The following is a 22,902-nucleotide window of genomic DNA, read 5'->3' on the forward strand; positions in this document are numbered from 1 at the left end:
GGTGATGGGGAAGGCCGTCTCATGGCAGAGGTACGCGTCCCGTTCTTCCTCGGGCACGCCGAGATTGCCTTCCTCTTCCACGTGGAGCGACAGACATCCCAACGATGGCGGACAGCGGGCACGCTCGACGAGCCCGATCTGATCGCATCGGGCAACCCCTACTGGCTGCTGAGCACAGCCATGCGACTCGACGGCGAAGGCGACCGCAAAGCCGACCGAGAACGGCTAGCGACCTACAAGGCTGGTATCCATCTCGGCTACGACCCAGAGGACAGGGAGAACCTCCCGGTCGTCGTCGGTATCCAGGAGGCAGCACGCGTGCTCGGCCAGAACGCGCAGACCATCTCTCGGTGGCGGAACCGGCACAAGATCGCCGAGGCCGACCTGCTCGTCTCCGGCTCGCCGCTCTGGCTCCTTGAAACGATCCTGGACGACGCGCGACAGCGGCAACGAACCATCGTGGCCTCCGAAGTCGCCGCGCTCCGTGCAGGACAGCGCGCTCCTCAGAAGCCCCGTGGCCGAAGGCCGAGCACCCCCGAGGCAAGCCCGCCTCGACAGCCACCACCTGCCGCACAGACGTTCACCAGCGCTGACCACGGCGCCGCGGCGGAGTTTCTGGCGTCCGTCCTGGCCCAGGGATATTCCGTCACCATCAAGCCCCGGCCGTAGCTCATCACCACATCCGGCCCGTGCCGACCCACGCCCCCTTGACCTCTATGTTCACCAACAGCAGTGAGAGGAACACTTGCTTTGATCAAATCCCATACATACTGTCTCTCATATGTCGATCTTGCAGCACACCCCCGGAGACCATCACGTCGATCCCACATACCTCCTCCCCCAAGCCGCATCCAGCGAGCCCAACCGCCCTCCCATGAAGGTCATTTCCTACGGAGGCGGAGTTCAGAGCACGGCCCTGCTCGTGCTGGCCGCTCGCGGAGAGATCGACTTCCGCACCTTCCTGTTCGCCAACGTCGGGGACGACAGCGAGCATCCAGCAACCCTCGCGTACGTCCGTGAGATCGCCATCCCGTACGCCATGCGTGCGGGACTGGACATCCACGAGCTCAAGCGCTGGCGACGCGACGGGGCCAGCGAAACGCTCATGCAGCGGCTGAACCGGCCGGACACCCGGTCGATCCCCATTCCGGTCCGCATGGCCAACGGCGCTCCTGGCCGCCGCAACTGCACTGCCGACTTCAAGATCAAGGTGGTCGGGCGGTGGCTTCGGGAGCATGGCGCCACCGCGGAGGACCCGGCGGCGGTCGGTATCGGCATATCGGTCGACGAAATCCATCGCGCCAACCGTCGGCGGAGGGAAGCTCACGAGGTCATCGAGTACCCCCTCCTCGACCTCGGGCTGCGCCGGGACGACTGCGAGCGCATCATCACCGAGGCCGGCCTGCCGGTACCGCCCAAGAGCTCCTGCTTCTTCTGCCCCTTCCGCACCGTCGGCGCCTGGCGCCACCAGCGTCGGCACGAGCCGGAGTTGTTCGCTCAGTCGGTCCGGCTGGAGGAGACAATCAACCGACGGCGAGCCGCACTCGGGCGGGATGCCGTGTATCTCACGAGGTACGGGATCCCGCTCACACAAGCCATCCCCGACGAGAGCCCAGGGGAAGGCGACGCCGATGAGGATGAAGGTGCATGCGACTCCGGCTGGTGCATGACCTGATACGTGGCGAGCAGGCCACGACGGGTCGGCCCGGAGCCATGGCTTAGGGCCCACCCGTCGTTTGCCCCTGGGCTGCCGACGTGATCGGCGCGGGGCACTGCACGTGGCGGAATCAGAGCTCGGGCGGCTCGCCCGGCTGAAGGTGGAGAACGGCGAGGTACTCGCCGTAGGGCATCTCTTCGTCCACCCAGCGGCTGCCGCCCGAGGCGTCGGGAATCCACATGCCGTCGAGAAGGTACTTGTCGTCGAAGACGGCAACGCGGTCCTCCTGCACCGCCGCCGCCATAAGCATCTGGATTCCCAGCAGCAGCACCGTGGAGGCTTCCTTGACCGCGCAGACCTCGCCGTGCCCGGTGGGAAAGACATTCCCGTCCGCGTCGCTGTCCGGCTCGGGGATGGCGGCACGGCCCTGGACGGCCATCTGGTGCAGGGCAATCGCCTGGGTCACTGCTGCCGCCACCGGCGTGCCTGCGCCTGGCACCCCGTCCGGGGCATGCGTCCGCAGATGGTCGGCGACCGGGCGTGCGTGCACCGGCCATGCGTCGGAGTGGTGGTGCAGCCGCTGTTCCGCGGCCTCGACGGCCAGTCCAGGCTCCATGGTGTCCGGGTGCAGCAGCCGGACGAATCCTTCAAGTGCTGCGCGCAGGTAGCCGAGACGGACCTGGTGCTGCTGCCACTCCTCCATCATCTCGGTCCAGACGGCGTCGAAGTCGAGGCCGGCCGAGCACATGCCGCCGTCGTCGTACGACATGTCGAACGTCACCGTGCGCAGGCCCTGCGCGAGGCGCAGCCACTTGTAGGCCGTGTCCCAGCTGTTCTGCGCCCCGGGAAGGGCAGTGACGGCGGAGGCATGCTCCACCCAGTCGGTGAGTTCACGGACGTGGTCCTCGGGCTCGGACAGCGCGAGGGTGGACAGCGTGCGGTATGAGGGCAGGCAGGGGCCCTCCATCCGGCTTGTGGTCATGGGTGGAGCGTGGCACACGGCACTGACACTCGCCCCGGTGCCGAGAACCGGTGCGATGCTCAGGTACTGGTTTTGCGGCGTACGAGCCGGTGGCCTCGCAACTCCCGCTCGCAGCGTACAAGTTCGCGCTCCCAGCCCTCTTCCGTGCCGATCAGGTGCGGACTCTCGTAAAGGCCGGCGCGAACCTCGGCCTCCGTGAGCCTCCGGTACTTGGGTGCGTCGGGATCGTCCTCAGCAAGGAACTCGTGCTTACGGTGCAGCAGGGGACGGTTGGTGGAGTCCGCGTACGAGGTGAACGAGGACTTGAGTGTCTTCAGGTCGACCGCGTACGACGCCGCGAGCCGCGGATGGGGGTCCGTGTCGAACTCGGGGTAGTCGAGCCAGCTGACGCCGCGGCCCTGATGGCGGAGCTTGACGACGGACCACTCGCCAGGGCGGCCGGCAGCGATGCTCGCGCACTGCTCGTACAGACGCAGCACGGCCGGGATCCTGTGAAGTGCCCGACGATGCACGTACAGGGCGGTCGCGGTGAACTTGCCGGCGATCGATCCGTTCATCGCGCGACGGACGTATGCGTCATCGCGCAGCTTGAACAGCAGGCGATCGGCTCGCTGGCACGCCTCGGTGTACGAGGGAAAGAACGCGCGGATGTCCAGTTGGACGGGCAGGGGCAGACTGCTCACGGGGCCTCGGCCATGGAACAGCTCCAGAGCAAGGAACAGCAGCGTATCGAGGGCTCCTCGTTCGGCACTTCTTTCTACCTTCACAGGGTCGGCTTCCTGCTCGGCAAGGCGCCTCAGTTCAGCAGGGCGAAGGTGGCCGAGGAGGCTGATGATGGGCTGCGGCATCTCCTCAAGCTGGGGCATCCGGCCCCGCTGTTCGAGGTGAGCAACGACCGAGGTAATCGCCGAGGCGGTGTCCTCGGACGCCAGCCAGCCCCCGTCAGGGGCGACCTGGCGGGCGAGGTAGCTCAGGCGGGCCGCATCGTCCTTGAAGGCATAGACAATGCCCGGCGCCGCCGACACACAGCGGACGCCAGTAGCCTCTTCAACGTAGTCGCGAAGCTCTCCGGCGGCGTAGAGGTGCTGGAAGGTACGGCGCTGAGTGAGGATGCCGTCGCCGTACTCCGCACCTTTGATCTGGTTGCGCTCCCACCTCAACCGTGCGGATACAACGAGCACGGATTTGGTGAGTTCCCAGGCGTGGAGGAGCGTGTCTCGTCGTTCGACGGGATTCTCGATGACGTTCAGGACATAGGTGAGGAGGACCACCTCGGCAGCCTCACGCCGCCCATCGGGGAAATGCACCGGGTCCCAGCCCACGGCATCAAGACCGAGGTTCTGCAATGCCCGTACATCCCCACCGCGTCCACACCCGTAGTCCAGTACTCCTGTGTCTGGTTTCAACTGGAGGTCGCCAACTGCACGACGGGCCGGTAGCGAGAGGCCGACACGGCCGATGGCGGTCCGATGCCTCTGGCTGCCCCAAAGTTGCTGCGTCATCGGCGTCCCCTGATTCCACGGACGGGCCAGCATGCGACAGCACCAAACCTTACGTGAGACCCGCTCTGGAGGACCGGCTCACGGTGAGCTGTACCACCCAGCTGCCCACGGACGACACAGCGTCAAAGATCCGCTTGGTGGTAGCAGGGATTGCTCGCTGTTCGAATCACCCTCAAGGGAGCATGTCAGGAACATGCCAGCCCCCGGCTAGACGCGCAGAGCGATACATAGCGCACGATCCCCGGTTAGCGGGGATCGTCCGGACTATGGGTGCTCCACCGCCATTCCCTGTCCGCCGCGTCGAAGGGCACCATCAAGATGAACCCACAACTACAGATGCGTGTGGCATGCCTCCGACAGAAGAGGTCTCTACGCCGCGGCGTAGCCGAGGCGGAACAGGTCCTGGGCGCGATCCAGGTCCCGCTCCGTACGCAACTGCAGCTCCAGGTCACCCGTGCCGTGGTGACCGACCTCCGTCACGTCCCGGGTGAAGCCGGGCACCAGGTCGACCGACTTCGGGTCGGCCTTGAGGTAGACGAGGAGCTTGGTCTGCTGCGGCGGGCAGACGCAGGCGAAGTTCCGCAGCCGCTGGTATGCCGCGTACTGCTTGCGCTGGACCCGGGTGACGCCGTCCCCCAGGCCGAGCAGCGCCTCGTCGACCGCCTCCGCCAGCTCCGGCAGGGCCCCGCCCCTATTCCGGGCAGGCGACGTTCCGGCCGCACGCCGGCGCAGCCGCCTGGTGGACGTGTGCCCCGTGACGGAGGCCACGGTCTCAAGGCCGATCAGGTCGCTGCCGAAGTACCGGTAGCGGACCAGGTCGATCGAGCGCCGGTGCTCGCGTACGGCGTGCGCGTCGTAGCGGGTGAAGTCGCCGGCGACACAGATCAGCCTGGGTGCGCTCCATAGGATCTGGGACGCGGCCGGTGCCCCGAGCCGGTCGCGGACCAGGCTCCGGAAGGCGTTCTTGTGGGCCATCAGCCACGCCATGTAGTAGAGGCCCTGGTTGATCACGCCGGCGTCAGTGCCCCGCTTGTACTCCACGATCACCGGTGCGTTGTTCTCATCGAGGCCCAGCGAGTCGATCCGTCCACCGTCGACACAGTCAATCGCGTACTCGCTCGCCAGGAACCTGACGCCCAGCATCGTCTCCATGTGCGCCTCGATGAGGTCCTGCACATCCGCCTCAGCCTCAGCAAGACGCGGCATGACCTCGGTCACGCCGCTGTTCGTCGTGTGGAACAACTTCAGGCTCGACACCTTCCCCTCCTCGGCTCGAAGATCGAGAACGTCAGGGAGGGCAAGATTGTTTCCGTGAGGTCCTGCGGCGAGTGAAGGTGGTGCGACAAGCTACGTCCGGGCCACATGGGTGTCCCAAGGACCCCGATCCCACATACGTCCCGCAGGTACCCGGGCCGAGCGGTCGGAAGCCTGCGTTTACGCAGGTCAGTCGCCGTAGCTCAGCGGATGGAGCGGGGTCGCCAGTACCATAGGGCCGACAATTGCGCCCCGCCGCCACCTCCCACCGATACCACGCCCCTCCACCTACCGCAGTTACCGCCTATTCCAGCGGTTGACGTAGATCACACTCTTGCAGCGGAACGTGCTCCTTCGCTGCCCTATGGGCGCACGCCGGCGAAGGGGTCGAATCGCCGGATTACGCGAAGGGTTGGGTACTCCCGAAGCCTGAAGCCCTCAAGACGAACGAAAACTCAGCGACCGTGTCCTACCTCGGCACGTCGGCGAACAAGTAGCCGGCCTCTACCAGGGGCGAGATCCCGCTCGGATTGACGCCGTCTGCCGAAGTCTTCGGTCCGGAGACAGGTCAAAGCGCCAGCCTCGGCTTGTTCTGAACAACAGCTCCGGTACGTCTGCCCGGAGGAGAGAATCGATGGCCGGGGCAGGAGCGACAACGGGTGGGGCAAGAGTCATGGCACGGTGGACGGCCAACGAGAAGGAAGCCGCCGAGTGGGCGGAGCGGCTGTTCAAGAAGACGTGCGCGCCTGGGCCGAACGTGCCCGAGCCAACGACGCCGGAAGCGGTCCATGCAGCCATCAAGCGCTTGGCTGAGCTGCCCACCGAAACAGGTGTGATGCAGGACTTGGCGATCGGGGCCCGACGCGCGGCGAAAGGGGTATCCACGGATCGTCTGCAGGGGCTGTCGGAGGTCGTGCAGAATGCGGAGGACCTCGGAGCGACCGAGGTACGGATCCAGGTACGTGAGGCGACCCTGCTGGTGGCCCACAATGGCAAACCGGTCGTGTTGACAGACGTCATTCCGCTGTCGATGCCGTGGCTGACGAGCAAAGCCGAGGACGCGGAGGCCATCGGGCGTTTCGGCATCGGTCTCATGACTCTTTTCCACCTCTCGTCGACAATCGAGGTGCACAGCGGCCACTACCGTCTACGGATCGGCGAATCTGGTCTGAGCCTGGCTCCAGCGTGTCTTCTTCCCCCTGAGCTGGGCGGCGACGAATGGACGGTCTTCCGTGTCCCGCTCACCGAGGAGCCGCTCACCGCATCCGACGTGGACGACTGGCTGGCCTCCTGGGGAAACGAGGCACTGCTCTTCCTGCGTCATGTCGCCGCGGTGATCCACCTCGATACCCACGGCCGGACTGTGCGGCGTCTTGCGCTGCGACGAGAGGCCGCCAAGCAGTTCACCGCCGAAGTCGCGGGGCAATGCGTATCGGTCGAGGTGGAGGATGTGCGCGATCCCGTCGGCGTGCGCTGGCGGGTCTGCCATGCTGTCGTGGTGTCACCGCCGGGCCTCGAACCTGCGGCGAAGGCTTTCGGAGACACCACTCCCCTGGCCGTGGCCCTTCCGTTGGAACCTGTGGCCACCGCCGCGCCCGTCAGCGAAGCCCGATCTGGGCACGTCCACGTCCGGCTCCCCGTGACCCCTCTCGCTCTACCCGTCCGTGTACACGCCGCGTTCGATCCCACCCCGAGCCGGCAAGGGCTCCAAGCGACCGCCTGGAACAAGGCGCTCGTACCACGCTTGGCAGATCTGTGGACGGCAGCGGTAACCGAACAGTTCCGGCTCGTCCCAGCGTCGTCCTGGCAGATGGTCCCTCTCCCACAGAAGACAAGCCGGCAAGAGCAAGCCGAGGTCGTCGACGCGCTGGAAGCGGCACTGCTGGAGCGGGCCCGTCTGCAGGTCTCTGCGCGTCTACGGGTCGACGTTTCCTGTCAGGAACCCCAGGCGCTTGAGGACCTAGCCCTTGAAGCCGCTGAACTCACCAGTCTTCTGACCGAAGCTGAGATCGAGCGGCTCACCGAGCACCCGGCCCTCCCTTACGCCGCGCGGGACTCGGCAGGCCGCTACCGCCAAGTCCTCAAGGACTGGGCGGACCACGGTGCAGTCAAGCCGGTGTCCGTCGACGTGTGGGACGCCCTGGAGCTCCTGGGGGACGAGGGCCGCTCCCTGGAAAGCACCATCGAGCTGGCCGCCGTGGGGGTGGCATCCGGGTGGGCAGACCACCGGCTGTCCTCCTTCGCCTGGCTGGCGGACGAGAGTGGCGCCCGGCACCGGCCCCCGGAATCCAGTGAACTGCGGATCTTCGCCGACCGCCCCGGCAACCTCGCGGAGAGCCTCGGCTTCGCCCACGTCCTGCATTCGGCCTTCCTTGCCGACTCCCCTTCCCCCACCCGCGTACGAGAGTGGTTGGCCAAACGCGATGCTGTGCTGACGGACGGGGACGAACTCACCGCCCTGCGGCGTCTGGCGAGTTACGGCAAGGCCCGTAAGGACGCACCAGCCTTGCAGCTCACCGACGAGCAACTGCGCAACCTCCAGGACGCCTTCGCCCGGCTCGACGCTCCCGACCGCTCCCGGCTCGGCGGCGACGTGGGTATGGCCGTCGCGTTCCAAGCCTTCAGATATGACTCCGACGGCGGCCGACGCAACGTGTGGGAGTCTCCGGCGAAGTCGTACCTGCCAGCAGGCATCGACCGCGTCGACCGCACTGAGAGCTTCGCCTACGCCGCGGGGAACACCCCGAGCCTCACCTGGCTGCGCCGGCGCTACAGCGACGTTCTGCGCGGGACCGGCGCCGGTTTGAGCCCCCTCAGCTTTCTCCGGCTGCTGGGAGCCGATTCGGCACCCCGAATCCAGCTGCACCGCCACCGTGAGAAACGGCTCAACCGCCGGGAAGTGCCCGTTCACGCGCCGGGTTCACCGAAGAGCCGCATCGCGAAGATGAATGCGCTCGGCGCTGAGTACACCCTGAACGATCGGGAAACGCCCGATCTGGACGCCGTTGCACACGCGATCGCCGACGAGGCGGACGGAACGGTGCGACGTCAGCGGGCCATCGCCCTCATCCATGTGCTCGGCAGGACCTGGGCCAAGCGGTACGCGGAACATGAGTCGGTCACGGCCGCCTACGCCTACCGCTCCTGGTATTCCGTGGATACTACTCCCGGGTTCTGGCTCTGGCGCCTGAAGGAGATCCCGTGGCTCGACAGTGAGAGCGGGAACCCTATGGCGCCTTCGGTCCTGCGCCGACGGACCGAGGCGACTGCCGTGGTGTATGGCGCGGAGGCGGACGGGCTCCTGCACCCGGAGATCCAGTCCGCTGTCGGCCGTCGCGTAGACGTGCTGAAGGCCCTCGGCGTCGGCGGTGAACCCACCACCGCCGACATCGTGGGTCGGCTGCGCCGACTGCGAGACACAGAACGGGAAGGCGGAGGTCGCGACGCATCTGGTGCCCTGCTGCTCTACCGCGCCTTGGCCGCCAAGACGGTTCCCTCCCGTGCCCCTGCAGGCAACCTGTCCCGCGACGACCTCCGACGTGCCTTCACTCAAGGGGACGGACTCGTCCTCACCGACGCGGGATGGAAGACTCCGAACGCGTGCCTGCGCGGCACACCGCTGTTCGGCCGACTCCGTCCCTTCGCTCCCCACTTCACCGGCGGGGAGGCACTGTGGCAAATGCTAGGCGTGCCGGAGCCCGGCGCAGACGATGCCATCGCCGTCATCCGGGAACTCGTGCCATCCAGTCCCGAGGCTAAGCGGATGGAACCGGACGCGGAGACGCAGACGGTCCTGCTTCAGAGCCTGCAGTTCCTCGAGAGCCTGGCATCCAGCAATCCGGAAGCGCTGAAGGGCAGGCCGCTTCGGCGGCTGCCGCTATGGACGAGCCGCGGCTGGACGAGCCGTCGTCCTGTGTACGCCGTGGCGGACGAGGCGGTCGCCGCCTTGCTGGGCGCCGCCCTTGCCGAAAGCGGGAGCGACGCCGCAGTGTGGCGCCCCGGGGCGGAGATGGAGCACTTCCGCGGGCTCATCGACCGGCTCGGCGTCACCGTCGTCGGCCCCGACGACACCGCCCCGCACGTTACTGGGCGCCCCCTCCCTGACCCACACGCCACGGCCCGCCTCGCGGCAGCTGTGGCCCACCTCCGTGAGGATCTCCAACGCAACGATCCCGGCACGGCGCGCGAACTCACCTGCACCTGGGAAGAGCTGGCCAGTCTCCTCGTCTGTGTCGAACCCGGCCTGACGTGCACGGTCACCCTGCCCGGACCGGCCCCTCTGGTCCACTTCCCCATCGAAACAGCAATCGACACGGGACAGGGCGTCATGTATGTCCGATCTACCTCGGCGCTCGCACGCTTCTCCCATGCCGGCCGGACTCTCGCAGGCCGCTTCCGCGCCCGACGACGTGAAGTGGCCTACGCATGGGTGGCAGCCTGGGAACGCGCCGAGGCCGGCCTGTCCGCGATCGACATCACCCGGGCGGAGGACCGCATCAGCGCCCTCAACGAAGCAGCCGACGCGGAAGAGCAACAACGGCTGGCCGCCTTCCACGGTGAGATCCACGAACGCCACAAAAAAGCGCGCGCCAGAACGCCCGGCGACGCCGGGCCCGGAAAACGCCCCGCAGACGCCCAAGTCCCCCGGCCTGTGCACGCCCCGGGGCAGTTCAAAGAACGGCACCTCGTCGACCCCACCGAGCTACGCCCGGTGTTCACGGACTCCTCTATCGTCCCTCAGAACGACCGGTCGCGATCCGATGCCTCAGGCTCTAGAACCTCCAGCAGCTCAGGCCGTCCCTCGCTCTCCCGCCCAAGCTCAAGTTCAGCAGTTCCTCAGCAGCGGAGCGGAGTGAAGATGTTCACCCCGCAAGAGCAGGAAGGCGCCGCCCTCGCCCTGGTACGGGCGGCTCTGGCACGGGACTCCGAGGAATTGCGGGACCTGCGGGCCCAGCGCGGCGTCGGGGCGGACTCGGTGGACGAGTTGAATCGCTTCTACGAAGTGAAGTCATTCCTGGGGGCGGAGGAGGATTCCGTCTCCTTGACCCCGCACGAGTTCGAACGGGCCGCCACCGAGAGCAACTTCTTTCTCGTCGTAGTGTCCGGGCTGCAGCGGGGGCAGGCATACCGACAACAGTGCGGATCATTCTGGACCCGCTGCGGAAGCTGTCGGTCCGCACCAGTGAATCCGTCATGCTCACCGGTGTCCGGGGATGCGGGAGCCTTCAGATTCCTTTCGAACAGGCGGAATGACGGCAACGCCGGCCCAGAGAGAGGCGAGGCCGGCGCCTGGCATGCGGCCGAGGGATCGCATCATCGGCTTGTCTACCTACGTCGACGGCAACCACGTGGTGGCCAACGCCCCCTACGACGGCAGAGGTTGAGGCAAACCCGTTCTGGTGGTCTCCCCGCCCTTCGTGTGACTTTTTTCGGTCAATTCGTGTGATCTTCTTCGGCGTGTCGAGTTGGCCCGGGAGTGTCCTGGAGAGCTTGCGTGAGACGACACATTCGAGATTCCGGGATTATCTGCGACTTGGGCGCGGAATTGTCTTCAGGGGAGTTCTTGCGCGCCGTTGAGACCGTGACAATGTGCCGCGTGGAATTTCTACTATCTGCTCACAATCAGAGTAGGGCCTGGCCCCCGTATTCACCGGAGCGACCGTGAATCACCTCTCGCGTCTTCTAGCCGACACGTCGGACGGCATCCTTGACGACACAACCGAGGCTGAGCCTCCATCGACGGCAACCGTCAGCGTCGCCCCGGAAAGGCCCTGCCCCGCCGGAGGTCCGCGAGTGTTCGTGGAATACGTCGTTGTCGACGGCGAGGACGCTCAGGCGCTGACCCAACGGCAAGATGCCGCGATCCGCGAGGTACTGAAGTGGTTCTACGCCTGCCACAGCGCCCCAGCGGAAGGCGGACAGGCCGAAACGGCCAGCCGTACGCCTTCCCGCGCGGAGAGGGACACCACATGACCGTCACCCCACCTGCCCCCCGGTCGTCCTGGGCACCTCCGGTACCCGGCCGCCCCTGGGCCACCGACGTCCCGGACGCTGCGGCGCCTCCAGTGACTGTCCCGGTGGCCTGGCTCGGTCGAACCTCCACGGAGGACGCCCAGGACCCCACGTTGTCGCTGCCCCGACAGCTGCGCAACGCCAGAGCCGCTCTGCCAGCCGGCTGGCTGATCGTCGCCCACTTCTACGACGTCGAGTCCGGCCGCAAGGAACTGCACGAGCGAGGCAACTCCCTGGCCCACCAGGACTTCAAGATCCCCATCCCACGCGACGGCAGCCTCACCGATCTCCTCGAGGAGGCCCAGCGCCCTGACCGTCGCTTCGCTGCCGTCATCTGCGAGTCGATCGAGCGCGTCGCACGGCGCACATACTTCGGCACAAAGATCGAGTACGAGCTGGAGCAGGCCGGAGTCGCCCTGTGCGCGGCTGATGAGCCGATCGTCACCGGCTCAAAGGCGAAACGGGCTACGCCCACGCTCACCCGCCGCGTGAAGCAGGCTGTCTCAGAGTGGTACGTGCTCCAGATGCTGGAGCTGTCCTGGGACGGATTCATCGAACACGTCTCCCAGGGCTGGAACGTCGGCAAGCCTCCCTACGGATACCTGGCAGAGAAGGTGCCCCACCCCGTCCCGGCTCGCCGATCCGAGGGCCGTACCAAACACCGGCTCGTCCCCGACCCACCCCGAGCTTCGACAGTCACGCACATCTTCCAGCTTCGTGGGCTGGACAAGCTCGGCTACGACGCGATCGCCGACCGCCTAAACCTGGACCTCGTCACCTACCCGCCTCCGGAGCCGACCCGCCCCAATGCAGCCCTGGGCCGCTGGAGCGGATCCGCTGTACGAGAGATTCTGCGCAACCCCAAATACACGGGCTATCAGGTTTGGAACCGCCGGGCGACGAAGAAGGGCGGCCGTAACAACGACCCCAGGGACTGGGTTTGGTCGTTGCGACCCACTCACGAACCTCTTGTCACCAAGGAGCTGTTCGACACGGTCTCCATGGTGGGCCGCAGCCGCCAGGGATCACGCACCACGAGCGGAGCCAGCGCTCACCCGGCCACCAAACGCTCCTACGTCCTACGGTCGTACGTAACCTGCGACATCTGTGACCGCCGTATGTTCGGCAAGACCCGCCATGAGATCTCGTACTACGCGTGCCAGCCAGACCCGAATGAACATCGTGACACGCCGTGGTTTCTCGACCACCCCAAGAGTATCTGGATCCGCGAAGAGATCTTGATCGTGTCAATTTCAGGCTTCTTCTCTAAGGCTATTTTCGGCCCTGAACTACGCCACCGCAGAGTCACGCTTGAGGCCACTCGGTCCCCCAACAACATTGGGAACCGCGTCGCCATGGAGCGAGCGGTACCGGAGTGTGCCATCACAGACACCAACCAGCGCCAGGCCGCCCGTCTCACTCGCTCACTAGCCGACGACTCCGGCCACAGTGACGAGGAAGGGGATATCAATCCGGACGAGGAGAGGCAGTTCCGTCACGCGATCCGTCGGGAGCATGCCGCGCTCTGCCGACAGTGCAAACAGCTCACCGAGGAGCTGGCTCATCCGCGCGTGCAGAAGTTAGTGGCACGTCCCGCAGAAGACACTCTGCCGGATCCGTTGTCGCCCCTCGACGTCGACCTTGCGCTGGTTCCAGAGGATGTCCAACGGCGGCTCTACAACGCATTCGGGTTAGAGGTCCGCTACAGCCGGCCGCGCAATGAACTGACCCTTCGGGTGATAGTGAGCGCTTTCCAACCTCACGCTGATGCGTGGTGAAGGACGACTACGTTCTGTCTTGCCGATCTTGGGCTGTGGGAGAATGTCATCCATGACTTGCATCCGAAGGGGCCGTGCCTCGTAGAACACCAGCTTCGCTTCGGCCGCGGGAACTCGGCTGGGGTAGAGCGTGGGTGCGGTATCAAGATGTCCCAGGTCTGGGACCATCCACGCGGGTGCGGGTGCGGGTGCGGGTGCGGCGACGACGTTCCGCGCCTGCCCGACGGTGGTGCGCCAGGTCGCAAAGGGTCAGGGCGGCCTGAACCACTACCAGGTCCGCAGCTGGATCGCCGGGCACAAGCACGTCACTCTGGCTATGTTCGCCCTGCCGTTCCTGGCCGTGGCCGCTGACGACGCGAGGGTGACCAGACCCTCCCGCGATGCGCCGAGTATCGAGGCGATTCGGTGATTGCTCCGGGCGAGGAGAAGTATCGGGCGGACGTGGTGCGACCGGTCCGGGTAGCGTGCGTGGGTGCTCTTCACGCAGATACCGCCGCGCCGTGTGCCTCCGAGGGAGGCACCGGGTGCGTTCCTTGTTCAGGACATGTGGGACGACTTCGGGTTCAAGACCAGTTTCACACTGTGGTGTTTCAACGGCTCACGGCAGATCGAGATCGGTATCTGCAAGGTTGCCTGCTACGGGATGGAACCGGGCAGGGTCGACCTCCCGCAGACGTTCGAGCGTCTCTCCGACCGGTACTTCTCGCTGGGGGTCGACGAAAGCTACTACACCCAGTTGCGTGACGAGTTCGACTCCAGCACGCGCGAGTCCATCCTCAGGACGTTGAAGGACGCCGCGTTCGATCCCCACCTCTTCGAGGTCGCTTCCGAAGAGGCGGCGATGACAACTTCGCTCTTGCGAGGCACGGAACCCGAGACGGTGACCGGCCAGTTCCACCGCATCGCGACCGGAGGGCCGACACGCTCCAAATTCGACATCGACTACCGGCAGCGCGTCTCGGAGCCCGATCGGTCGTGGATCCGCCTGGGCCTTGAAGTCGACCCCGATGCCATGCCGCCGACCAACGTGCACGCACTGATCGGCAGCAACGGTGTCGGCAAGACCCACGTCTTGGACACGCTCGCCCGCACAGTGCTTGGCGCGCGTCTTCAGCCGATTGATGGAAGTCGGCTCACCGACCGTGCGGGGAACTATGCCCATCCGTTCGCGAACCTGGTTTCTGTCGGGTTCAGCGCCTTCGACGCCCTTGAGCCGCTCGCCCCGACCCGGCATGTCGGCTACCAGTACGTCGGCCTGAAGAAACGCGGGGAAAGCAGCCTGAAAGGGCCATCCGAGCTCGGGCAGGAGTTCGCCGACAGCGCGAGCGCCTGCGTGTCCCAAGGCCCCGTACGCGAACAGCGCTGGCGTGAGGCCCTGGAGCGTTTGGAGGAGACCGACCCAATCTTCCAGGACCAGCGAATCGCTCTCCTCGCAGCCCCCGACGGCGAACGGCCCGACGCGAAGAGCGTCTTCGCCCCGTTGAGCTCGGGGCACAAGATTGTCCTTCTCACCCTGGCCAGACTGGTCGAGCACTGCACCGAGCGGACCCTGGTCCTGGTCGACGAGCCCGAGGCACACCTGCATCCGCCACTGCTGTCGACTTTCATCCGGGTGCTGTCCACACTGCTCCTGGACACCAACGGGGTCGCGCTCATCGCTACGCACTCGCCGGTGGTCCTCCAGGAGACACCGCGCCGCGCGGTGTGGGCGCTGCGCCGGGCGGGAAGCGACGTGGCGGTGGATCACCCCGAGATCGAGACGTTCGGGGAGAACGTGGGGGTCATCACCCGGGAGATTTTTGGTCTGGAAGTCACCCGCACCGGATTCCACGCCATGATCGAGCAGTTCGCGAGGGAGGGGTACACCTACGAGGACATTCTGGACGCCTTCGACGACGCGCTGGGGGCAGAGGGCCGTGGGCTGGCCCGTGTGGCCGCTCGCCGCCACCGGGACGGGACGCGCTGATGCTGCACATCGACCGCCCGGTGCAGGAATCCGCCCGTGAAGTCTTCCAGCTCTGCACCAGCACCAAGGTCGGCAAAGTGCAGGGAAAGATTCTGTCGGGATACGAGGAGTCCATAGTCAAGGCGGCAGAGACCTTCGACGCGGCGTGCACCGCGTCTGCGCTGCACTCACTGGACCGCGGGGCGTTCGGCCCGAACCCGCCCGATAAGAATCACACCAAGGCGCTGATAAGGCTTTACGACCGGCGGCTGCGGGACAAGGAATACCCCGGGCGCCCGCTCTACGACCGGATCAGGAACGCTCCGGGCAAGTGCCCGTTGTGCGGGATCGGCCGCATCAAGCAGGTGGACCATCACCTGCCGAAAGCCCACTACCCCTTCCTGGCGGTAGCGCCCGACAATCTCATCCCTGTCTGCGCCGACTGCAATACCGTCAAGCTCGATCGCTTCCCGGCCACAGGGGGAGAGCAGAGCCTCCACCCCTATTACGACGACATCGAAGACCAGCTCTGGCTGCGCGCCGAACTCCTCGTCCAACCTGTCCCGGGGCCGCTCGATTGGCGGGTCCGCTACTTCGTGGACCCGCACCCCGCCTGGGGTGAGGACCTCGCCGACCGCGTGCGGTTCCACTTCGATGCCTTCGAGCTCGACACGCTCTTCGCGAAGCAGTGCGCCGACGAACTCGTCACTGTCGGCGCGGCTCTGGAGGAGGTGTTCCTTGCTGGTGGGGCGGGGGACGTCCGGGCCGAGCTCGCAAGCTTGATGCGCTTTCGCAGCAAGCCCCGGCAGAACAACTGGATGGCGGCCCTGTACCGCGCGCTCGCCGACAGCCCCTGGTACTGCGAGGGCGGGTTCCGGGACATCGCTGCGGGGTGAAGACCGGTGCGGCACGGGCGCTCCGCGATGAACGAGCCTGTTCCACTGCCGGACTGGCTTACTCGTTGGGCTGACAGCGCCAAGAAGCCCCTGGTAGATGGGTTTTCGACCAAGAGAACCAGATCCACCAAAGGCTTCGCGTGCTTATCTACCGCTCCGGCATCGACCTGTCCAGCTTCACCTTGCGCTTCCTGGCCGGCCAACTGCGCTCGCAGCATCGACGGCAGGGCACGCGGTGGCGGCGCCTGCCGCCGGGCCACCAGGCACTGCTGGTCCTGGCCCACCTGCGCAAGGGCGATACCTACGCCCAGCTCGCCGCAGGGTTCGGCATCGGCACCGCCACGGCCTACCGCTACATACGCGAGGCGATCGAAGTCCTGTCCGTCCTCGCCCCGACGCTCCAGCAGGCCATGGACGAGGCCCGACGCAAGGCGTTCCTGATCCTGGACGGCACGCTCCTGCCGATCGACCGGATCGCTGCCGACCGCCCGTACTACTCCGGGAAACACAAACGCCATGGAGTGAACGTGCAGCTCATCGCCGATCCGCACGGCAAACTGCTGTGGGCCTCGCCTGCGTTGCCCGGTGCCACCCACGACCTGACCGCCGCCCGCACCCACGGGATCGTGGAGGCCCTGAGCACCACCGGGCTGACGACCTGGGCCGACCGCGCATACCAGGCGGCGGGGCGACACATCCGGGTGCCGATCCGCGGCCGGAAACTCAAGCGGTGGCAGCGCCACCACAACACAACCCACGCCAAGATCCGCTGCGTCGGCGAACAAGCCGTCGCCACGCTGAAGGGCTGGCGAGTCCTCCGCAAGATCCGATGCAGCACCAACCGGATCACCGACCTTGTCCGAGCCGTCCTCACCCTTCATCTGGCCAGGTCAACGCCAAGATGAAATGCGCTCAGTCCCAGGGCTTTTTGGTTGACGAGCTGACCGACCAGTCGCCGGGCTTTCGTACCTCAAGCCTGCTGCCGGGTGGTCCAGTACGGAACCGCGTCCATGACCTCCATGAACCGGTGGCGGGAACAAGCTCCAGAGCCTGCCACACGACCACGTCGGTACCCGTGGGCTGAGAAAGCCATACCGGCCTCGTGCCCGGTCGCCTCCAGCTTCTTCACCACCTGCGCTCCGATTTGGTACTGCCGACTCGTACCCTCATACGACGTCGGCGAGAAGGTCTGGAACCCGCCCATGCCCTTGCTCTTCCAGTGGCGCACGGGCGGCCAGAACCGGCCGATCTCCGAAACCACGATCCGCCGGGCCCTCAACGCGACCCTCGACTTCGCTGGCCTGACCGACAACGCCGGCCAGCCGCTCGACTACCAGCCGCATGACTTCCGAAGGATCTTCATCACTGACGCCATCATGAATGGTCTGCCTCCACACATCGCGCAAATCATCGCAGGTCACGATGACATTCGACCACCATGCGCTACAAGGCGATCTACCCGACGGAGGCCATCGAAGCCCACCGCACGTTCATCGCCCGCCGCCGAGCGACCCGCCCGGGTGAGGAATATCGCACCCCGACCGACGAAGAATGGAACGAGTTCCTGGGTCACTTCGAGCTCCGGAATCTCTCCCTCGGCACCTGCGGAAGGGCCTTTGGAACCGCATGCATCCATGAACACGCCTGCATCCGCTGCCATGCTCCGGCCTGATCCAGGCGAGCGGAACCGCCTGGTCAAGCTCCGGGACAACCTCATCGGCCGCATCGCCAAGGCCGAACGTGAAGGCTGGCTCGGCGACGTCAAGGGCCTCACGACCAACCTCGACAGCGCCAAGGACAAACTGGCGCAAATGGACGCTCAGGCGGCCAGAACTCAACAAGCTATCTCCATCTAGGAATGCCATCGTTCGAGAAATCATTGCGCGAGGTACTTGATTTCCGTTCAGGACTATTCGAGACGGAGCTATATTCAGTCATCGTCCCCCGGCACCTCAAGCCACCGAGCATAACGACCCCAGTCATGTCGAATCATCGCGACCGAGTTTCGCTGCTTACTTGATGGGATCTCATCCTCCATACGCGCCCAAGAAACAAGGAGGTTCTTCATCAGTCGCGAAGATCTCTCATCTCCATTCTCCATGACATGGAGAATGGAGGACCCCATGGGGTGCTCTGTGTTCACGATCACCTGAAGCGTCCCGGCCATCAAATCGATCGAGAACATGCTAGGACCCGCCAATGGTTGGGCTATGAATCTGACGAACAGCTCCTCATACTGGGACGCGTCGTGACCTTCTTCGTCGCCGGCGGCATTCTCCGCCTTTTGTGCTTCAACGGTTTCGGCGTCGAAGCTCGAGGTGAGCGGGTAAAGGTCCGTCTCGAGCAGGGAGCCAAAGTCATCCCGGCTGCTAACGCTGCTGGTAGGACCACTGAGGAAGCTGACGGACGGCGCCGCTCCCTGCTCCTCATAGTGCGCGGCGAGCCACAGTTCGCGGATTGCTGCGATCTCTTGGTTCGTAACTTCGACGTTGGCGAAGTGCAGGAGGGCGGCGGTCATCACCTCCACTTTGGACCAGGCTGGAAAGCTCTTCCCGTGGAGGATATTGGCCACCGCCTGATGGGAAATGATGTCCTTTGCGGAGTCCATCCTGTCGACCGTCGAACTGATCCTGCGAGTGCTCGGGCATCCGGCATTTCGGTAGTGCACATGCACGGCGGCCAGAAATGTGCGATGAGGGCCCTCGGGAAGTTGCTCCTCCGAGGGCATCACAATTCGCCTAACCCTTCCACCCGTCATTCCATCAGCCCCTAGTCAGATTAGGCGCCCATGATTCTCTCCGTCACGGCCTGAGCTACCCCGCCAGCGATGGCGGAGAGGACCGTGATCGCCACTACCGCGGCCACTTTCCTGAGCGGCCTCTCAGGCTCAGGGCGAGGTTCTTTGTCATGGGCTTCTTCAGTGCTCATGAATCAAGTCTTCCGGCGCCTCTGGGTCGTGTTACGACAGTGGACGCTACTTGACAGAAGTTTACACACCGTCATCATCCGCCGCGGTCGGCTTAGTTCAGAGAACGCCAGGTCAACGCCACCTCGGCCCAGATCGACCAGCGCCATCCGGCATTCGCCGGCGTTCCGACCGCCGTCCACGCCGGGCACTGATCGTCGCCCTTGAACCATTCCCCGTCGGCAACGCCAACCTGCCCCACCTCGACCTGCCCACCGCCGACATCCCGACAACAGTCGTCGCAGCCCACGAAGTCGAACGCCTGGTGCTCCTCACCGACACCACACCCAGCTCTCTGCTCCTGGACCGGGCGGCCGACCCCGAGCGCTCCACCTGGGCGCTCAACGAATGCCTGAACGGACACGAGAACTCCCTCAACCCGATCCTCGTCCAGGGATGGGTGTCCTACCCCTGGGCCAGCGGCCGACTGGAACCGGGGCCACGGACCGTCCTCTGAGCGGTGGCGACGGGGCAGTTGGGGCCGGTGGCCCGGCTCGCGGAGCGGGCTCACGAGTACGGCTGCACGTCCTGTGCTCCTATTGGCCCGTCGGCGACTTCCCTGGTGAGCCTCCGCCCATCAAGCGGCACGGAGACGTAGGCATCCATGCCCGCTGTGGCCAGGGGATGGAGGGGAGCCGTCTCAAGATCGCCATGCAAGCGCAGCAGTACATGGTCGTCACCGACCAGGCAGTCGGTGAACGGAAGGGTGCGGGACAGCAGGCGGGCGAAATCGTCGCAGGCCGCCCGGACGTCCACCTTGTCGAGGCCGAGCCAGACGTGCAGCGTGCCGTCCTGAACCGTCAGCTCGACGTCGATTCGGGTGCCGGCCGCCTCGGCGGCTTCGCCGCACCACGTCAGGGTCTCGTCCAGCGCGCCGAGGTGGACGGGAAGCGGACGGAAGACGTCCTGACGCATGTCATCGCGGACCGCGACGCCGGTGGCCGGGGCCTGGTCGCGCCACCAGTCCTGCACGATGTCTCGGACCGAGGCGGCCTGCGGCCCGTTGCTCATCGCTCGCCGTACGGCGTCCGTCGCGTTTCGCCGGACCACGCTCGCGGCGTCGGGTCCGGGGGCTGCGGCCATGCGGCGCAGGAGCGAGCCGGGCCCGATTCGCGTGTCGTCGAGGACCTTCCGGTAAAGCTCGCACAGCGCGTCCGGTACGGCCGAGCCGTCCGGCCCAAGCAGGAGGCGGACGCGTTCTGCCCAGGCAAGAAACGCCTCGGTATCGCCGGTGGTGAGGAGATCGGTGCCGAGGTCGCCGCGGGCGAGCATCCGGGCGCGCTGCCGTTCCGTCGGCCGGCCCAGGCCATCGAGCTGGGCCCGCAGGAGGAAGACGAGCAGGTCCCGTTCCGGGGCGGGAAGATCGTCGGCGGCACCGTTGACGGGAGCGGCGAGGATGTCGAGGACGGCCTCGGCGGTCGCCTTCTTCGCCTCCGGCTTTCCGGGGGTTCCGGGCAGACGCTCGGTCCACTGGTGGACCCGGCCCTGAGCGTCCTGGAGCCTGATCTTGGCGGTGAAGCTCTTCAGGTGGTCTGGCCCCGAGACGTCGTAGGTGTACTCGTGGTCGATGCCGTATGTGGTGGCCATGGCGGCAAGGATGGTCACCGGGTCGTGCTGGTGTTCCAGGCCGGTGAGCCAGTCGTCGAGGATGGCGGGCCGACGCCTAAGCAGCCGAGGCCCGTGGATGCGCCAGGCCGCGGCGACGACCGCCTGGGTGGCGTCCGACACCGCTGTGCGGCTCTGTCCGCTCTCACCGCGGCTCGTTAGCAGCCCTTCCGCGAGCTGGAGGGTCGCACCGAGCCGGGCTGTGTCGTCGTCAGAAGTGGTGAGGATGCGTGCCTCGTCCTCGTCGGGGGTGAGGCTGTGTGCGAGGGCCTGGCGGACGCGGATGTGGGCGGCGAGGTGGTTCACCACGTGCGAGCCGTGGTGGGCGAGGAGGTGGTTGTCGCGCTGGCGGGCGGCGGTAACCGCCGACTGGTTCTCGTGGACCCAGGAGGCATGGGTGAGGGCCTGGGCAAGGAGCCCGTCCGCGCGATGGCCGAGTTCGAACATGGCCGCCAGGTCGCTCACGGCGTCTCTGTGCCGGTTGCCCGGCTGCGCGTACGGCAGCGGCGACGCTGCTGGCAGGGTCGCGGGTGCCGCCTTCCGCTCGGCGCCCGCCGCCCTGGCCACCTGCGGGTATGCGTCGAGCAGTGCTCGTGCCGCCGCTGCCCGCGCCGCCTTCTTGGACTGACCGGTGCCTTCCGCCGTGCGGCCGGTTCCGGTGCGGACGGTGGCGCGGAAGACCTTGCGGTGGTCCGGGCCCTCCTCGTTGTAGTCGTAGGTCAGTCCTTCCTTGTGGAAGGCCGTTTGCGCCAGGGTGACGGGATCGGCTCCCGTCTCCACGGACGGGCGGTCGAGGTCGGCCCACACGGAGGAGACCAACCTCCGGGCGATCTCGTGCTCACCACAGAGGCTGAGCACGCCGAGGATCTGCCGGGCCACTCCTTCGAAGACGGATCTGGCGGGTTGCTGCGCCTCCCCCGCGCCCATGCGCACCAGGCCCTGCTTGGTCGCCCAGGCGCCGAGCGCGAGGTCGGCGGCGGCGCGTCGACGGGCGTGTTCGCTCGACTGCTCGCCCGCCTTCCGAGGGGTCGCCCGTCTCACGTAAGCGTCGAGCAGGATCACGTCGAGCGCGGTGCCGCCGAGCCGGTCGAGCAGGCCGAGCACGTGCGGTGAGACCTGGTCGGCGTAGTGGCTCTCGTAGAGGTGACTGCGGTGTTCGGCGGCCAGGCCGAGCCAGGCGGTGACCTCGGCGTCGGCGTCCCATCCGCGCACGGCCTTCCCCACGGCCTCGCAGACCTCTTGCCCGTAAGTGTCCACCAGCGACACGGGCGGCTCGCACAGCGCCGGGTACGTGACGTCGTGGACGTCGAGTCGCCGTTCGGCGCGGGAGTAAGGCCGGACCAGCTCGGGCGACGGACGCTGCCCGGCCGCGGGCGGGGCTGACCGCGCGGGCCGGGCCGGGCGGGTGACTTCGGGCGGTGTGGTCCGGCCCCGGCGGGTGGACGTCGGGCGCTGGTGGGCAGGACGCGAGACGGTGCGCCGAGGGGCCTCTTGCACCCTCCGCCCGCCGGTCGGCGGTGTGCCGGACCTGCCGTCCAGGAGGTTCTGGAGTTCGTTGGTGAGCCAGGAGGGCAGGCCCGTTGGGGGGTGGCCGCCGTCGAAGAAGTCGCCGGCCAGGTCGATGCAGTACGCGTACCGCTCCCACTCATGGTGGCGCGCATGCTCCTGACCGAGCGTGCGCAGCACCGACCGCATCCGCGCGTACGGCACCGTCTGGTCGGCCAGTTGGTACGACGTCCGGTTCCGCGCGGCGTCGATGGCGAGCGCGATGCGGTGCACGGGTGTCGGCGGCGCGGTCTCGCGCAGTGACACGATGCCGACCCAGCGGTTCATGGCCCTCCCCCTGCCGGGCGACGCGGCCCTGCCCGGCCACAGCACGCACTCCCAGACGGCGTCGGTACAGTGCCCCGGGCTTGCGTACGGGCGGCGGCCTGCCCCCGGTCCTGCTGTCCTTCCTCCCGCCGCGTCTCCCGGGGCTCCCGGTGATCACGGCGGCACTGGCTGGCCAGCGTATGCCGCCGGGCGCGGGTTCGGGGAGGGTTCACTCGACACGGATCGTTCCGTGTGACTCGCAACATGAGGTGGCGGGCCGCGCGGACCGCCAGGGGCAGGAGAGCGGCCCGTGGGCGCGCGGGAGAACCGAAGGAGAGCTCCGGCTGTGGTGATTACGGCTGATCGGCATCTCGTGGCGCCTGCACAAGCTGCATAGAGCCGAAAGAGTGGCCGCGGACCGTGGGAGTCCCCTGGGACTTTTCTGGGACTTCCGGCTGCATCAACGGGCACGGGCGTGAAACAACCGAAAGACC

15 protein-coding genes are annotated in these 22,902 nt (G+C 66.6%); 9 read left to right on the plus strand and 6 right to left on the minus strand.

Going from position 1 to position 22,902, the window contains the following annotated elements; translation table 11 throughout:
* The first annotated feature begins 21 nt into the window (after positions 1-21).
* Both ABZ354_RS02320 and ABZ354_RS02325 read left to right on the plus strand, forming a co-directional pair.
* The gene (locus ABZ354_RS02320; RefSeq protein ID WP_358652005.1) at positions 22-669 is read left to right on the plus strand and encodes a hypothetical protein; all 648 of its coding nucleotides are present in this window, start codon (positions 22-24) and stop codon (positions 667-669) included.
* Positions 670-874: 205 nt separating this feature from the next.
* Positions 875-1,675: a phosphoadenosine phosphosulfate reductase gene (locus ABZ354_RS02325; protein WP_358652239.1), complete on the plus strand. Its 801-nt coding sequence runs from the start codon at positions 875-877 to the stop codon at positions 1,673-1,675.
* A 112-nt stretch (positions 1,676-1,787) separates the two neighbouring features.
* On the opposite strand, the gene ABZ354_RS02330 is transcribed toward ABZ354_RS02325, so the two are convergent.
* The 3 genes from ABZ354_RS02330 to ABZ354_RS02340 form a co-directional block, all read right to left on the minus strand.
* Complete coding sequence (locus ABZ354_RS02330) at positions 1,788-2,639, minus strand: hypothetical protein (protein WP_358652007.1); 852 nt, start codon at positions 2,637-2,639, stop codon at positions 1,788-1,790.
* Positions 2,640-2,698: 59 nt separating this feature from the next.
* Positions 2,699-4,174 carry a DNA phosphorothioation-associated putative methyltransferase gene (locus ABZ354_RS02335; protein WP_358652009.1) on the minus strand — a complete coding sequence of 492 codons (1,476 nt, stop codon included), beginning with the start codon at positions 4,172-4,174 and terminating at the stop codon, positions 2,699-2,701.
* A gap of 336 nt (positions 4,175-4,510) precedes the next feature.
* The gene (locus ABZ354_RS02340; protein ID WP_358652011.1) at positions 4,511-5,398 is read right to left on the minus strand and encodes a DUF5655 domain-containing protein; all 888 of its coding nucleotides are present in this window, start codon (positions 5,396-5,398) and stop codon (positions 4,511-4,513) included.
* Positions 5,399-6,068: 670 nt separating this feature from the next.
* On the opposite strand from ABZ354_RS02340, the gene ABZ354_RS02345 reads away from it, so the two are divergent.
* The 5 genes from ABZ354_RS02345 to ABZ354_RS02365 all read left to right on the plus strand — a co-directional run bounded on the left by ABZ354_RS02345 (position 6,069) and on the right by ABZ354_RS02365 (position 16,931).
* Complete coding sequence (locus ABZ354_RS02345) at positions 6,069-10,841, plus strand: hypothetical protein (RefSeq protein WP_358652013.1); 4,773 nt, start codon at positions 6,069-6,071, stop codon at positions 10,839-10,841.
* A 631-nt stretch (positions 10,842-11,472) separates the two neighbouring features.
* Complete coding sequence (locus ABZ354_RS02350; protein ID WP_358652015.1) at positions 11,473-13,185, plus strand: recombinase family protein; 1,713 nt, start codon at positions 11,473-11,475, stop codon at positions 13,183-13,185.
* A 472-nt stretch (positions 13,186-13,657) separates the two neighbouring features.
* A complete protein-coding gene (locus tag ABZ354_RS02355) occupies positions 13,658-15,151 on the plus strand; it encodes an AAA family ATPase (protein WP_358652017.1) in 1,494 nt (497 codons plus the stop codon).
* Positions 15,151-16,026 (plus strand): hypothetical protein, encoded by an 876-nt coding sequence (locus ABZ354_RS02360; RefSeq protein WP_358652019.1) that lies wholly within the window; start codon positions 15,151-15,153, stop codon positions 16,024-16,026. Before ABZ354_RS02355 ends, ABZ354_RS02360 begins: the two co-directional genes overlap by 1 nt.
* 140 nt (positions 16,027-16,166) lie before the next feature.
* Entirely contained in the window at positions 16,167-16,931 is a 765-nt protein-coding gene (locus ABZ354_RS02365; RefSeq protein WP_358652021.1) for a transposase family protein, read from the plus strand.
* 261 nt (positions 16,932-17,192) lie between these two features.
* Here the strand turns inward: ABZ354_RS02365 and ABZ354_RS02370 are convergent, their stop codons facing one another.
* Positions 17,193-17,447: a hypothetical protein gene (locus ABZ354_RS02370; RefSeq protein ID WP_358652023.1), complete on the minus strand. Its 255-nt coding sequence runs from the start codon at positions 17,445-17,447 to the stop codon at positions 17,193-17,195.
* Positions 17,448-17,660: 213 nt separating this feature from the next.
* Between ABZ354_RS02370 and ABZ354_RS02375 the strand changes: the two genes are divergently transcribed.
* Positions 17,661-17,882, plus strand: a complete 222-nt coding sequence (locus ABZ354_RS02375) for a hypothetical protein (RefSeq protein ID WP_358652025.1) — start codon at positions 17,661-17,663, stop codon at positions 17,880-17,882.
* 74 nt (positions 17,883-17,956) lie between these two features.
* Here the strand turns inward: ABZ354_RS02375 and ABZ354_RS02380 are convergent, their stop codons facing one another.
* Complete coding sequence (locus ABZ354_RS02380) at positions 17,957-18,634, minus strand: hypothetical protein (protein ID WP_358652027.1); 678 nt, start codon at positions 18,632-18,634, stop codon at positions 17,957-17,959.
* A 622-nt stretch (positions 18,635-19,256) separates the two neighbouring features.
* On the opposite strand from ABZ354_RS02380, the gene ABZ354_RS02385 reads away from it, so the two are divergent.
* A complete protein-coding gene (locus ABZ354_RS02385; protein ID WP_358652029.1) occupies positions 19,257-19,448 on the plus strand; it encodes a hypothetical protein in 192 nt (63 codons plus the stop codon).
* Positions 19,449-19,498: 50 nt separating this feature from the next.
* On the opposite strand, the gene ABZ354_RS02390 is transcribed toward ABZ354_RS02385, so the two are convergent.
* The gene (locus ABZ354_RS02390; protein ID WP_358652030.1) at positions 19,499-22,429 is read right to left on the minus strand and encodes a putative dsRNA-binding protein; all 2,931 of its coding nucleotides are present in this window, start codon (positions 22,427-22,429) and stop codon (positions 19,499-19,501) included.
* Between the last annotated feature and the right edge of the window lie 473 nt (positions 22,430-22,902).

Origin of the sequence: Streptomyces sp. NPDC005925 (genome assembly GCF_040638805.1) — a bacterium.
In the GTDB taxonomy this organism is placed as follows: Bacteria; Actinomycetota; Actinomycetes; order Streptomycetales; family Streptomycetaceae; genus Streptomyces.